Origin of the sequence: Novosphingobium album (ex Hu et al. 2023) (assembly GCF_022832385.1) — a bacterium.
In the GTDB taxonomy this organism is placed as follows: domain Bacteria; phylum Pseudomonadota; class Alphaproteobacteria; order Sphingomonadales; family Sphingomonadaceae; genus Novosphingobium; species Novosphingobium album.
Map to the genome: position 1 here is coordinate 125,740 of NZ_JALHLE010000016.1, position 13,839 is coordinate 139,578.

Sequence of the window (13,839 nt, forward strand, 5' to 3'; positions counted from 1 at the left end):
CGCAAGATGCTGTATCTCATCGCCGAGTGGTTTCATTTCGAAGGGTTCCTGAACCTCCTTCGCTATCAGTCGTTCCGCTCCGGCGCGGCGCTGATGACGGCTCTGATCATCGGGCTGCTGATCGGCCCCAGGTTCATCAGCATGTTGCGCGTGCGCCAGGGCAAGGGACAGCCGATCCGCGAGGACGGTCCGCAGACGCACCTCGCCAAGCGCGGCACGCCGACGATGGGCGGGCTGATGATCCTGACCGCGCTGGTCCTGTCCATGCTGCTGTTCATGGACATGGGCAATCCTTTCGTCTGGGCCTGTGTCGCGGTGACAGTCGGGTTCGGCGCGATCGGGTTCATGGATGACTACGACAAGGTGACCAAGCGCCACCATGCCGGCCTGTCGAGCAAGATCCGTCTGTTGCTCGAATTTATCGTTGCCGGCATCGCCGCATGGATCATCGTCAGCCAGCTCAATACCAACCTCTACGTGCCGTTCCTGTCGGGCCGCTACATCCCGCTGGGGCCGCTTTACTACGTCTTTGCCGCCTTCGTGATCGTGGGCGCAGGCAACGCGGTGAACCTCACCGACGGCCTCGACGGGCTGGCGACGATGCCGGTGATCATCGCGGCGGGTACCTTCGCAATCATCTGCTACCTCGCCGGCCGCGTCGACTACGCGACCTATCTCGGCATCCCGCACGTGCCGCGCGCGGGCGAACTGGCGATCTTCTGCGCCGGGATCATGGGGGCGGGACTGGCCTTCCTGTGGTTCAACGCGCCGCCTGCGGCCGTGTTCATGGGCGATACCGGCTCGCTCGCACTCGGCGGTGCGCTGGGTGCCATCGCGGTTTCCGCGCATCACGAGATCGTGCTGGCCATCGTCGGCGGCCTCTTCGTGCTCGAAGCGGTCTCGGTGATCATCCAGGTGTTCTGGTTCAAGCGCACCGGCCGCCGGGTGTTCCGCATGGCGCCGATCCACCACCATTTCGAACAGAAGGGCTGGAAGGAATCCACGGTCGTCATCCGGTTCTGGATCATCTCGATCGTCCTTGCGGTGATCGGCCTTTCCACGCTCAAGCTGCGATAGGAGGCCGCGCGCGTGATCGTCTCTCCCGCCTTTGCCGGAAAGCGTTACGCGGTCCTTGGTCTGGCCCGGTCGGGTCAGGCCGTGGTCTCCACGCTGGTGACGAGCGGAGCGCACGTGATGGCGTGGGACAGCCGCGACGAGCCGCGGCAGGGCCTGTGCGAATGGGTCGATTGCGGCAAGGTTGAGCTGGGCGATCCCACCACTGCGGATATTGCCGGGTATGATGGCATTGTCGTCTCGCCCGGCATTCCGCTGAACCGCCATCCCATCGCCGAGGCCGGGCAGCGGGCCGGGGTTCCGGTGATCGGCGATATCGAGCTGTTTGCGCTCGCCCGGCCGAGCCTGCCCGCGCACCGCGTCGTCGGCATTACCGGGACCAATGGCAAGTCGACAACGACCTCGCTGGTCCATCATATCCTGACGGTCGCCGGCGTGCCTGCGCGTGTGGGCGGCAATATCGGTGTTCCGGTGCTGAGCGACGATCCCTTGCCGGAAGGCGGGGTCTACGTGCTGGAACTGTCCAGCTACCAGATCGACCTGACCTTCAGCCTCGATTGCGAGGTTGCGGCACTGCTCAATATCACGCCCGATCATCTCGACCGCTACGAAGGCTTCGCGGGCTATGCGGCGTCTAAGGCGCGGCTGTTCGAGATGCAGGCCAAGGATCACCGCGCGGTGTTCGGCACGACCGACAAGGACACCCGCGCGATCGCCCGCATCGAGGCTGCTCGCCGCGAACCCGGCTTCGTGCGCATGGCCGGGGGAGAGGATTTCGCCAAGCTGCAGAAGGACTGGCCCTCGCTGCAGGGCCCGCACAATCTGCAGAACGCGGCTGTCGCCATCGCGATCGTCGAAGCCCTGGGGATCGGCAAGACGCAGTGGAAGAAGGCCTTGCGCAACTTCCGCGGACTGCCGCACCGCATGGAGCGGGTCGCCGAGGCGAACGGCGTCATCTACATCAACGATTCCAAGGCCACCAACCCGGCTTCGGCGGCGCCCGCCATTGCCGCGTTCCCGCCGACCGACCGGGGCAACGGGCCGGAGCCGCGCATCCACTGGATACTCGGCGGCCTGCCCAAGGGCGAGGATCTCGACGAGTGCGCGCCATACTTCGGCAATATCGCGGCGGCCTATACCATCGGCGATGCCGGGCCGCTGTTCGCAGACCTGCTTGCACCCTACACGCGCATCCACCGCTCGGAGATGATGGCAGAGGCAATCCGTCAGGCCATGGCCGAGGCGAAGCCCGGCGATATCGTCATGCTCTCGCCGGCCTGCGCCAGCTTCGATCAGTTCCGTGATTTCGAGGCACGCGGCAATGCCTTCCGCCAGATCGTGGAGGCCCTGCTGACCCCCGACGACGCAGTTGAGGGAGCAGGCTGATGGCGACACTGGCCCCGCTCCCGGGCACTGCCGCGAGCCGCTACAACCGCAACCGGCGCGGCCGGCTGGCGGTGTGGTGGCAGGAGATCGATCGCGGTACGCTGATCCTCGTGCTAATCCTCATGGCGATCGGGGCTGTCGCAGTGGCCGCCGGTTCTCCGGCGAGTGCGCGCAGGCTCTCCACCGCGCACGAGAGGCTGCCGGAGCTCTACTTCTTCTATCTCCACATGCGCTGGCAGGTGCTGGGGCTGGGGGCGATGTTCTGGGCTTCGAGCCTGACCAAGGACAGCGCGCGGCGTTTCGGAATCCTGATCGGTGCAGGGATGCTGGCCGCGCTCGTGCTGGTCCCGGTGATCGGTTCGGAAGTGAACGGTGCCAAGCGCTGGCTGCGGTTTGGTGTTTCGTTGCAGCCCTCCGAATTCCTCAAGTGCGGCTATCCTATCCTGCTGGCGTGGATCCTGTCATGGCGGGCACGTGACCCGCAGATTCCGGTGGTCGCGATCTGCTTCGTGCTCATGGCCTTCCTGTGTGCGCTACTCATGCTGCAGCCGGACTTCGGATCGACCATGCTGTTTTCGGGCGCTTTTCTGGTGCTCATCCTGCTTTCGGGGATCGACGTCAAACGGCTGGCGATGTTTTTCGGTATCGGCATCCTTGGCCTTGTCCTGATGTATTTCACCTATGACAACGGCCGGAACCGCATCGACAACTTCCTGTTCGGCGGCACCGCCTTCGATCAGGTCGACCTGGCCCAGCGCACCCTGCTCAACGGCGGCTGGACAGGGCTTGGCTTCTGGATGGGCACGCGCAAGATGGCGCTGCCCGAAGCGCATACGGACTATATCTTCTCGGTCATCGGCGAGGAATTCGGGCTTATCGCCTGCATGATCATCGTCGTGGTCTATCTGGCGATCCTGTTCCGGGTGATCATGCGGCTGGTTGACGAGGAAGACCTGTTCACGGTGCTTGCCGCTTCGGGCTTTGCCGCGCAGTTCGGCGGGCAGGCCTTCATCAATATCCTCGTCAACCTGCAGCTGTTCCCGTCGAAGGGCATGACCCTGCCGCTGATCAGCTATGGCGGTTCATCCACGGTTGCGATGTGTTTGTGCATGGGGCTGCTCTTGGCGATCACCCGCCGCAATCCGTTCATCCAGCGCGAGAAGTTTTCGCTGCGCGCTATTGGAGATACGCAATGACCTCGGTTTCCCGCCACTATGTGCTTGCCGCGGGCGGCACCGGCGGACACCTCATCCCGGCATTCGCGCTGGCCGCTGAACTGCATGAGCGCGGCCACCATGTCGCGCTGATCACCGACGAGCGCGGGGCGGCGATCCCGGGCAAGCCCGATTACCTGACCTCGCATGTGCTGCCGCCGGGCCGCATCGCGGGCAAGAATCCGCTGGGCTGGATCAAGGGCGCGAGGGGCATATTGCAGGGCCGCTCGATGGCGCTGCGCCTGTTCGACAGTTTCCGCCCCACTGCCGTTGTCGGCTTCGGGGGATATCCGGCGATGCCGACGATGCTGGCCGCACGCTCTGCCGGTCTGCCGATCGTCCTGCACGAGCAGAACGCGGTGCTGGGCCGGGTGAACCGCTATTTTGCGCGAAAGGTCGATGCCATCGCCACGTCATGCGGGCAGGTGGACCTGCTCGATCCGAAGCATGAAGACAAGGTCACGCTCGTCGGCAATCCGGTGCGCGCCGAAGTGCTCAGCCTGCGCGATGAGCCATTTCCCGAATTCACCGAGGACAGTCTTTTTCGCATTCTCGTGACCGGGGGCAGTCAGGGCGCCCGGGTGCTTTCGCAGGTGATCCCCGACGGGCTTGCGATGCTGCCGCCGACGTTGCGTTCGCGCCTGCAGGTCATCCAGCAGTGCCGCCCGGAAGATATCGAGGCGGTGCGCCAGCGCTATGCCGTGCATGGCATTCCCGCCGAACTGGCGACCTATTTCGAGGACATGGCGGAGCGTCTGGCCGGGGTGCACCTGTTCATCGGCCGTTCGGGGGCGTCGACGATCGCGGAACTGACAGCGGTCGGCCGTCCTGCGATCCTGATCCCGCTACCCTACGCGATGGACGATCACCAGTCTGCCAACACGCGCGAAATCGTCGCGGCAGGTGGCGCGCGGGTCATCCGCCAGCCTGCCGTCACCACCGAAGATCCGGATACCTATCGCGGAGACCGGCGCAACGCGCTGCTCAAGGAACAGGCGGACATCTTCCAGAAGATGGCCAAGGACGTTTGCCTGCAGATCCAGGCGATTGCCAAGAATCCGCAGACCCTCGGCAACGCGGCCCACGCGGCATGGAATTGCGGCTATCCCGATGCTGCGAGTGATCTGGCCGACCTTGTCGAAAGCTTCGGCGCCAGCCCGATCATGGACGTGATCCGGATGGAAAAAGCCGCGCCTGCAACTGGCGGCGAGGCACTGGCGATGGAGCCCGTGCAGTGATCCTTCGACAAGCTCAGGATGAGCGGCTCCTCATGTACCGTTTCCAAACACCGCTCATGCTGAGCCTGTCGAAGCATGGGTTCCCGCGCGGGGTGGCACAGTGAAGGGCGTCGGCACAGACATCGGGACGATCCATTTCGTCGGCATCGGCGGCATCGGCATGTCCGGCATTGCCGAAGTGATGCACAACCTCGGCTATTCGGTGCAGGGCTCCGACATTGCCGAAGGCTACGTGGTCGAGGGCCTGCGCGGGCGCGGGATCAAGGTTTCGATTGGCCATGCTGCTGAAAACGTGGAAGGCGCCGCGGTCGTCGTCACCTCCACTGCCGTGAAGCGCAACAACCCGGAAGTGGTCTATGCGCTCGAGCACCGCATCCCGGTGGTGCGCCGCGCGGAGATGCTCGCCGAGCTGATGCGGCTCAAGAACACTGTCGCGGTGGCCGGCACGCACGGCAAGACCACCACGACCTCGATGGTCGCGGCGCTGCTCGATGCAGGCGGGGTCGATCCGACCGTCATCAACGGCGGCATCATCAATGCCTATGGCTCCAACGCCCGCCTTGGCGAGAGCGACTGGATGGTGGTCGAGGCCGATGAAAGCGACGGCTCGTTCCTGCGGCTTGACGGCACGCTGGCCGTCGTCACCAACATCGATCCCGAGCACCTCGATCACTACGGCTCGTTCGACCGGGTCAAGGAAGCCTTCGTCGAATTCATCGAGAACGTCCCGTTCTACGGCGCGGCGATGCTGTGCATCGACCATCCCGAAGTGCAGGCGATCATCCCCAAGGTGCGCGACCGCCGCGTGGTGACGTACGGCTTTTCCGCGCAGGCGGACATTCGCGGCGAAAACGTCACCCCGGTTCCCGGCGGCAACCGCTTCGACGTGGCGCTGCGCCAGCGCGACGGCACTTTCCGCCGGATCGAGGGCATCGAACTGCCGATGCCCGGCCGCCACAACGTGCAGAACGCGCTGGCCGCCGTCGGCGTCGCGGTCGAGATGGGCTGCGACGATACCGTGATCCAGACCGGCTTTGGCAAGTTCGGCGGGGTCAAGCGCCGCTTCACCAAGGTCGGCGAAGTCGATGATGTCACGATCATCGACGATTACGGCCACCACCCGGTGGAAATCCGCGCCGTGCTCGCCGCTGCGCGCGAGGGCGTGAAAGGCCGGGTCATCGCCGTGGTCCAGCCGCACCGCTACACGCGCCTGCGCGACCACATGGATGACTTTCAGGGGGCGTTCAACGATGCCGACGTGGTCTATGCCTCGCCGGTCTATGCCGCCGGCGAACAGCCGATCGAGGGCATCGACAGCGAGCACATGGTCGAAGGCATGAAGGCGCGCGGGCACCGCTCGGCGCAAGTCATCGCCGGGCCGGACGCGCTCGCCGACGCGCTCGCGGCAACGGCGCAGCCTGGCGACATGGTTGTGTGCCTTGGCGCGGGCGACATCACCAAGTGGGCTGCGGGGCTCGCCGATGCCATCAAGGCGCGGAGGGCGGGGTGAACTCCTACGTTGCGCCTCGCACATGTGCTTCGACAAGCTCAGCACGAGCGGGGGTTTTTATGCTTTCCGTTTCCCAATCCGCTCATCCTGAGCTTGTCGAAGGATGATGGCCGTGGCGCAACCTGTTCTTCCTGCGGTTTCGGGCAAACTCACCCCCAACGCCCCGCTGGCCCCGCTCGTCTGGTTCAAGTCGGGCGGCGTGGCGGAGTGGCTGTTCGAGCCCAGGGACCTTGCCGACCTGCAGCAGTTCCTGAGCGGCCTCGACCCGGCCGTGCCGGTCATGGCGCTGGGCCTCGGCTCCAACATGATCGTGCGCGATGGCGGTGTGCCCGGCGTGGTCGTGCGTCTGGGCAAGGCCTTTGCAAAGGTGACGAAGACCGCTGACCTCACTCTCGAATGCGGCGGCGGGGCCTCGGGTATTCTGGTGTCCTCGACCGCGCGTGACAACGGCATTGCCGGCGTCGAGTTCCTGCGTTCGATCCCCGGCACGGTCGGCGGCTTCGTGCGCATGAACGGCGGCGCCTATGGCGGCGAGGTGAAGGACATTCTCGTCGACTGCGACGTGGTGCTGCGCTCGGGCGAGCTGGTCACGCTGCAGAACGCGGACCTCGGCTATACCTACCGCCATTCGCAGCTGCCCGAAGGCGCCGTAGTCGTCGCCGCGCGCTTCAGGGGGCGCCCCGGCGAACCCGAAGCCATTCAGGCCGAGATGGACCGCATCTCCGCCAGCCGCGAAGCCTCGCAGCCGCTGCGCAGCAAGACCGGCGGTTCGACCTTCAAGAACCCCGATGGCCACAAGGCGTGGGAACTGGTCGACAAGGCCGGATGCCGCGGCCTGCAACTGGGCGGTGCGCAGGTTTCGGAAAAACATACCAATTTCCTCATCAATACCGGCGTGGCCACCAGCGCGGACATCGAAGCGCTGGGCGAGGAAGTGCGCCGGCGGGTGAAGGATAATTCGGGCGTCACGCTCGAATGGGAAATTCAGCGCGTCGGCATGTTTGCCGGAGCGCCAGACCAAGAACGAGTAGGTAAAAAGTGACACTCCCCAAGCTCCATGTCGCAGTCCTGATGGGTGGATGGTCGAATGAACGGCCGGTCTCGCTGATGAGCGGGGAAGGCGTCGCCAAGGCTCTGGAAAGCAAGGGCCACAAGGTCACGCGCATCGACATGGGGCGCGACGTCGCGATCCGGCTTGCCGAGGTGAAGCCCGATGTCGTGTTCAATGCGCTCCACGGCGCGCCGGGCGAGGATGGCACGGTGCAGGGCATGATGGACCTGATGGGCCTCACCTACACGCATTCGGGGCTCGCCACGTCGGTCATCGCCATCGACAAGGAACTGACCAAGCAGGCGCTGGTGCCGCATGGCATTCCGATGCCGGGCGGGCGCGTGGTCAAGTCCGAGGAAATTTACGAGCGCGATCCGTTGCCGCGTCCTTATGTGCTCAAGCCCGTGAACGAGGGCTCGTCGGTGGGCGTCGCGATCGTGACGGCGGAAGGCAACTACGGCAATCCGATCGCGCGTGATGTGACGGGGCCGTGGCAGGAGTTCGACGAATTGCTGGCCGAGCCCTATATCCGCGGCCGCGAGCTGACGACCGCCGTGATCGGAGACCGCGCGCTGCTGGTCACCGAACTCAAGCCCAAGTCCGGCTTCTACGATTTCGATTCCAAGTACACCGATGGCATGACCGAGCACGTCTGCCCGGCGCAGATCCCTGACGAGATCACGCAGGCCTGCAAGGATCTCGCCCTGCGCGCGCATCAGTTGCTGGGTTGCAAGGGCACCAGCCGTTCGGACTTCCGCTGGGACGATACGCAGGGCGTCGAAGGGCTGTTCCTGCTCGAAACCAACACCCAGCCGGGCATGACGCCGCTCAGCCTCGTGCCCGAACAGGCGAAGGCCTGCGGCATGGACTATCCCGATCTGGTCGAAGAGATCATTGCCGAAGCATTGGCCGATGCTGAAAAGCGGAAGGGGGCCAGATGAGCACCACGATCCGGCGCAAGGCGCCGACCGCCCGCAAGGTCGCGGCCTCTCAGGGCAACAGGGCCAAGGTTCGTTCGGCGCGCGAGCAGACCGGCTCCGCGGTCGACAAGGTCATGGGCTGGCTGCCGTTTTCCGAAGAGCAGCTGCACCGGATCTTCCTGTTCGCGATTCTGGGCGGGGCGCTGGCGCTGGCCTGGATCATCGCCTCGATGGCGGGGCTGCCGGCGATGGCCGGCTACCAGCTTTCGCAGATCGCCGCCGAGTCCGGGTTCGAGGTGAAGCGCGTTGAAGTGCGCGGAGTGAAGCACCTCAATGAGCTGAAGGTCTATGAAAAGGCGCTGGCCGAGCGGGACCGGGCGATGCCGCTGGTCGATCTCGAAAGGCTGCGTCAGGAACTGCTGGCCCTGTCGTGGGTGCAGGATGCACGCGTGTCGCGCCAGCTTCCCGATACCCTTGTGGTCGACATCGTCGAGCGCACGCCGCACGCGGTGCTGCGCAAGGCGGACCGCTTCGTGCTGATCGACGACACCGGCCAGGAACTCGAAGTGATCAGCCGCAAGGATGCGGAAGGCAGGCTGATCGTGTCCGGTCCGGGCGCGGGCCAGCAGGTCGTGGAACTGTCGCACCTGCTTGAGGCCGCGCCCGCGCTGAAGCCGCGCGTGGCCGAGGCCGAGTGGATCGGCAACCGCCGCTGGAATCTCACCTTCCACACCGGTCAGGTGCTGGCGCTGCCCGAAGGCGACGCCGAATCGGCAAGTGCACTGGTCACCTTCGCACGGCTCGACGGCACCAACCGCCTGCTCGGCGGCAAGGTCACGGCTTTCGACATGCGCGCGAAGGACCGCATCTACATGCGCATCCCCGACGAGGAGGGCAAGGAGCTGGCCCTCAAGGCCGGTGCGGTGCCGCATACGGCGCAGGCGGACGCGGAATGAGGCAGGTTATGGGGAACACCATGGGGAGTGTTATGGAGCACGGCGCATAATGGCGGGTCCGCGCATCACCCGCGTGTTCGGCGCGGTCAACATCGGCTCGTTCCGGATTTCCGCGATTGTGGCGGGGATCAACGAGATGGGCGACATGGTCGTGCTCGGATCGGGCCACCGCGCCAGTCAGGGGATCAAGCGCGGCTATGTCACCGATATCGCCGCCGCCACCTATGCCGTGCGCGATGCCATCGACCGGGCCGAGAAGATGGCCGACACCGCCGTGCAGAAGGTCTGGATCGGCTGCTCCGGCGCGGGACTCGCCAGCCGCATCGACCAGTTCGATGCCGAGATCGGCGGGCGCCGGATCGAGCAGGAAGACATCGATCACCTGCTGGTATCTGCGCGCGACGTGATCCGGCCGGACGGGCGCATGGTGCTCCATGCCCAGCCCGCGCAGTACCGGCTGGACGGGGCGCACGGCGTCGCCAACCCCCGGGGGCTCCATGCGGAGCGGCTGGGGGTCGATATCCATGTGATGCTCGCCGATGGCGCACCGATCCGCAATTTGACCGAGGCGGTGCAGAGCGCGCACCTTGAAGTGGAGGCCGTTGTCGCCTCGCCGATCGCGGCGGGGCAGGCCTGTCTTTCGCCCGAGGAACGCGATCTCGGCGTTGCGCTGGTCGAGTTCGGGGCTGAAGTGACCAATGTGGCGGTCTATGAGCAGGGGATGCTCAAGGACATGGTGGCCATTCCGATGGGCTCGGCCGACATCACCGATGCCGTCGCCTCGGCCTTCGGCATCAGGCGCTTCCAGGCCGAACGGCTCAAGTGCGTCAATGGCTCGGCGATCACCAGCCCGCATGATCACCGCGAGATGATCCCGGTCTATGCCCCTGGCGAGGATGACAGCGGCCCGCGGGCCCGCCATGCCGATGACAAGAACCGGATCCCGCGGGCGGAACTGATCGGCGTCATCACCGGCCAGCTCGGCGTGATCACGGAAGAGGTCAACAAGGCGCTCAAGGTGATGCGCTTCAACAGCCAGCGCGGCCAGCAGGTGGTGTTTACCGGCGGCGGCGCGGAACTGGTGGGTCTGGCCGACTATGCCCAGGCGGCGATCGGCAAACCGGTGCGTGTCGGCCGCGTGCCGCATCTGGCAGGGCTTGCCGAAGCGCACGTGAAGCCCGGTTTCTCGACACTGGCGGGGCTGGTGCTGTATGCTGCGGCCGATCCCGTCGACATCCGTTCGATGGGGCGCCGCGCGCAGCGGACCGTGAAGCTGAGCGGGCTGGGAATGGCCGGGCGTGTCTATCACGCGCTCAAGGAATATTTCTGAACGGTGCGGGCCTCGCGCATGGCGGCGGGGCCAGCCGTGCAACAGGCGCGGTCACATGGTGCGCAAATGCCGTTAGCGGGCGGCATTCGCTGTGGACAAAGGTTTACCATGCTTTGCTTCGATGAGTCGAAGCGTGCAATCAGACTAGTCAAAGGTTTTTCTTCGCGCGCGCGAGTGCCAGGAGAGCAGAATGAGCATTAATATCGGACCGCCGGCAATCGATGAACTTCGTCCCCGCATCGTCGTGATCGGCGTGGGTGGCGCCGGCGGCAATGCGATCGCCAACATGATCGAAGCCCAGATCGAAGGTGTCGACTTCGTCGTCGCCAATACCGACGCGCAGGCGCTCAACAATTCGATCGCCGAAACGCGCGTGCAGCTCGGGCCCGACATCACGCAGGGTCTCGGCGCCGGTTCGCGCCCCGAGGTCGGCCGTGCCGCCGCCGAGGAGACGCTGGAAGAGCTCGACCGTCTGCTCGACGGCGTTCACATGGTCTTCATCGCCGCCGGCATGGGTGGCGGCACCGGCACCGGCGCTGCGCCGATCATCGCGGAGGCCGCGCGCGCCAAGGGCGTGCTGACCGTCGGTGTGGTGACCAAGCCGTTCCTGTTCGAAGGCACGCGCCGCATGCGTTCGGCCGATTCGGGTATCGAGGAGCTGCAGAAGCACGTCGATACGCTGATCGTCATCCCGAACCAGAACCTCTTCCTCGTCGCCAAGGCGGAGACCACCTTCAAGGAGGCCTTCCAGCTCGCCGACGAAGTGCTGCAGCAGGGTGTCCGTTCGATCACCGACCTCATGGTCATGCCGGGCCTCATCAACCTCGACTTCGCCGACGTGCGCTCGGTCATGGGCGAGATGGGCAAGGCGATGATGGGCACGGGCGAGGGTGAAGGCCCGAACCGCGCGCTGGAAGCGGCCGAACGCGCCATTGCCAATCCGCTGCTCGACGGGGTGTCGATGCAGGGCGCCAAGGGGGTGATCATCTCGATCATCGGCGGCGACGACATGAAGCTGCTTGAGGTTGACGAAGCCGCGAACCACATTCGCGAACTGGTCGACAGCGACGCGAACATCATCTGGGGTTCGGCCTTCAATCCCGACCTGCAGGGCAAGATCCGCGTCTCGGTGGTCGCCACCGGAATCGAGCAGACCGCGGAAATGGCCGAGGAGGCGTCGCGTCCGCTCAATCTCGGCGCCTCGCGCGGGCCGGTGCGTCCTGCCGTGCAGGCTCCCGCGCCGCAGCCCGTCGCCGAAGTGCCTGCGGCACCGCAGCCCGCACCGTACAGCGAGCCCGAGCCCGCGCCGGCCCCGGTTGCTGCCGTCCCGGAGCCCTACGAGCCTTCGGATGAACTCGAACTCGGCGCAAGCGACGAGTTCGAAGGCGGCGAAGAGCTGGACGATGCCACCTCGGGTAACTACGCGAGCCTTTCGGGGATGGGCGGATCGCGCAGCGAGCCGCTTGAACTCGGTGCTGAGGAAGAGGCGCCACCACCGCCTTTCGCCGCCCCGCCGGGCGGCCGTCAGGATGAGCTGCTGCTGGATGGCGGGCAGGCCGTTCCCGCCAGTCCGCCGCCGGAAGATTACTCCCAGCGACCCCGTCCGGCTGCGGGTGGGAGCACGCTGTTCGAGCGCATGACCAGTCTTTCCCGTCCCAAGCCGGTTGCCAGCGAGCAACCGTCTGAGGAAGAGGAAGACGACAACGGCTCGATCAGCATCCCGCGCTTCCTGGGCAGGCAGAACAACCAGTAGGCGGCCGCGCGGCGGATCGCGCCAAGGGGGAGACGAGCCGTTTCCCCGCATCCGCCGTGTTCGTCCGGGGTTCATCGGGCGGTGCGCATAGGGCGCTTGCAGCCGCGCTTTGGCTGTTGTCTGGCAAGGGTGTCTCGTATCTTGCGGGTGGAAGTGGTTTTGCGGTTACTGGCCGGAGCTGCCGTTGGCGTATCTGCCATCTGGTCTGCCGGTGTGCTCGCGCAGAGCGCGCCGGTGGTGTCGCAGCCGGTCGTTCAGGCGCTTCCAAATCCGGACCGGTCACGGCTCAGCGATGCGCTGACGAAGCTGGGCCGCAATCCGCGCGACGCCGATGCCCTTGTCGATGCCGGCGATGCGGCGCGCGGTCTGGGGGATCTGGACGCAGCGGCCGGCTTCTACCGCCGTGCTGACGAGATCATTCCCAACGATGCGCGCGTGAAGGCGGGGCTGGGTCGCACTTTTGTGCTGACCGGCGATCCGGTTTCGGCAATTCCCTATTTCGAGGCCGCGGCAAAGGCTGGCGCCGTGCCGGCGCAGATCGCGGATGACCGGGGTCTGGCCTACGACCTTGTCGGCGACAATGCGACCGCGCAGCGTTACTATGCCATGGCCATGCTGGCGAACGACAGCGATGACGTGCGGATGCGCCTCGCCATCAGCCAGGCGATCAGCGGCGATCAGAAGGCCGCGGAAGCCACGCTCATGCCGCTGTTGCGCAAGCAGGACAAACCCGGCTGGCGCGCCCGCGCCTTTACCCTTGCCATCGCCGGCGAAACCAAGCAGGCGGTCGACATTACCGAGACGATCCTGCCGCCGAAGCTGGCCGAAAGCGTGGCGCCCTACATGCGCTACATGCCGCGCCTGACCAAGGCGCAGCAGGCCGCGGCGGCCAATCTCGGCCGCTTTCCCCGCGCCTCTGAAATCGGTCAGGACGATCCGCGCCTTGCCGCTTACGCGCCGCGGCGCGTAGCCTCGGCGGATTCCGCGCTTGTGCCCAAGGGTGAGGCGCTGGATCGTGGCCGCAAGGGCGCGAAGACGGCAAAGGGCCAGACCGGCAAGGCCAGCGTGGCAAAGGCAGATGCGGAGAGCCGCAGGCCGGTGAGGGGCGCCGTTGCGGCGGCCGATCCCGACCGGACGCCCCCGCCCGAACCGAAGCCCGCGATCGAAAGCAGCGGGGAACTGCCTCCGCTTGCCGAGCGGAGGCCGATGCCTGTCGCGGCAGCTGCCGCGCCGCAGGAACGCAAGCCTTCGCCTGCCGCTCCGGCTGCGGTTCCCGCCATGAACCCGGCTCCGGTCCAGAAGCCGGCTCCCGTGCAAGCGGCGGCAAAGCCGCCTGCGCCCGGTTTCGATCTGGCGAACCTTCCTGCTGCGCCCGCAGCCGCCGCGCCGCCCGAGCCCTCCGCCCCG

At 66.0% G+C, this 13,839-nt stretch carries 10 protein-coding genes and 1 pseudogene; all 11 read left to right on the forward strand.

Annotation, left to right across the window (positions count from 1 at the left end; genetic code table 11):
• Positions 1-6: 6 nt before the first annotated feature.
• A complete protein-coding gene (gene mraY, locus MTR64_RS11725; RefSeq protein ID WP_243994012.1) occupies positions 7-1,077 on the forward strand; it encodes a phospho-N-acetylmuramoyl-pentapeptide-transferase in 1,071 nt (356 codons plus the stop codon).
• Positions 1,078-1,089: 12 nt separating this feature from the next.
• Positions 1,090-2,460 carry a UDP-N-acetylmuramoyl-L-alanine--D-glutamate ligase gene (murD, locus tag MTR64_RS11730; RefSeq protein WP_243994014.1) on the forward strand — a complete coding sequence of 457 codons (1,371 nt, stop codon included), beginning with the start codon at positions 1,090-1,092 and terminating at the stop codon, positions 2,458-2,460.
• On the forward strand, positions 2,460-3,656 hold the full coding sequence (locus MTR64_RS11735) for an FtsW/RodA/SpoVE family cell cycle protein (RefSeq protein WP_243994017.1): 1,197 nt from the start codon (positions 2,460-2,462) through the stop codon (positions 3,654-3,656). The genes murD and MTR64_RS11735 overlap by 1 nt, the downstream gene beginning before the upstream one ends.
• Positions 3,653-4,912: an undecaprenyldiphospho-muramoylpentapeptide beta-N-acetylglucosaminyltransferase gene (gene murG, locus MTR64_RS11740; protein WP_243994019.1), complete on the forward strand. Its 1,260-nt coding sequence runs from the start codon at positions 3,653-3,655 to the stop codon at positions 4,910-4,912. The genes MTR64_RS11735 and murG overlap by 4 nt, the downstream gene beginning before the upstream one ends.
• Positions 4,913-5,012: 100 nt before the next feature.
• A complete protein-coding gene (gene murC, locus MTR64_RS11745) occupies positions 5,013-6,422 on the forward strand; it encodes a UDP-N-acetylmuramate--L-alanine ligase (RefSeq protein ID WP_243994022.1) in 1,410 nt (469 codons plus the stop codon).
• A gap of 112 nt (positions 6,423-6,534) precedes the next feature.
• The gene (gene murB, locus MTR64_RS11750) at positions 6,535-7,464 is read left to right on the forward strand and encodes a UDP-N-acetylmuramate dehydrogenase (RefSeq protein ID WP_419144940.1); all 930 of its coding nucleotides are present in this window, start codon (positions 6,535-6,537) and stop codon (positions 7,462-7,464) included.
• Positions 7,461-8,414, forward strand: coding sequence for a D-alanine--D-alanine ligase (locus MTR64_RS11755; protein WP_243994026.1), 954 nt, complete (start codon positions 7,461-7,463; stop codon positions 8,412-8,414). The genes murB and MTR64_RS11755 overlap by 4 nt, the downstream gene beginning before the upstream one ends.
• Positions 8,411-9,349: a cell division protein FtsQ/DivIB gene (locus MTR64_RS11760; protein ID WP_243994027.1), complete on the forward strand. Its 939-nt coding sequence runs from the start codon at positions 8,411-8,413 to the stop codon at positions 9,347-9,349. Before MTR64_RS11755 ends, MTR64_RS11760 begins: the two co-directional genes overlap by 4 nt.
• A 49-nt stretch (positions 9,350-9,398) precedes the next feature.
• A complete protein-coding gene (gene ftsA, locus MTR64_RS11765) occupies positions 9,399-10,679 on the forward strand; it encodes a cell division protein FtsA (RefSeq protein ID WP_243994029.1) in 1,281 nt (426 codons plus the stop codon).
• A 190-nt stretch (positions 10,680-10,869) separates the two neighbouring features.
• Entirely contained in the window at positions 10,870-12,432 is a 1,563-nt protein-coding gene (ftsZ, locus tag MTR64_RS11770) for a cell division protein FtsZ (protein ID WP_243994031.1), read from the forward strand.
• 129 nt (positions 12,433-12,561) lie between these two features.
• Positions 12,562-13,839, forward strand: a pseudogene (locus MTR64_RS11775) (SPOR domain-containing protein); the annotation flags it as partial.

Excerpts from the sequence above, each read along its gene's own strand:
- mraY (WP_243994012.1), top strand. The coding sequence starts at position 7 with ATGCTGTATCTCATCGCCGAGTGGTTTCATTTCGAAGGGTTCCTGAAC.
- MTR64_RS11735 (WP_243994017.1), top strand. The coding sequence starts at position 2,460 with ATGGCGACACTGGCCCCGCTCCCGGGCACTGCCGCGAGCCGCTACAAC.
- murG (WP_243994019.1), top strand. The coding sequence starts at position 3,653 with ATGACCTCGGTTTCCCGCCACTATGTGCTTGCCGCGGGCGGCACCGGC.
- MTR64_RS11760 (WP_243994027.1), top strand. The coding sequence starts at position 8,411 with ATGAGCACCACGATCCGGCGCAAGGCGCCGACCGCCCGCAAGGTCGCG.
- ftsA (WP_243994029.1), top strand. The coding sequence starts at position 9,399 with ATGGCGGGTCCGCGCATCACCCGCGTGTTCGGCGCGGTCAACATCGGC.
- ftsZ (WP_243994031.1), top strand. The coding sequence starts at position 10,870 with ATGAGCATTAATATCGGACCGCCGGCAATCGATGAACTTCGTCCCCGC.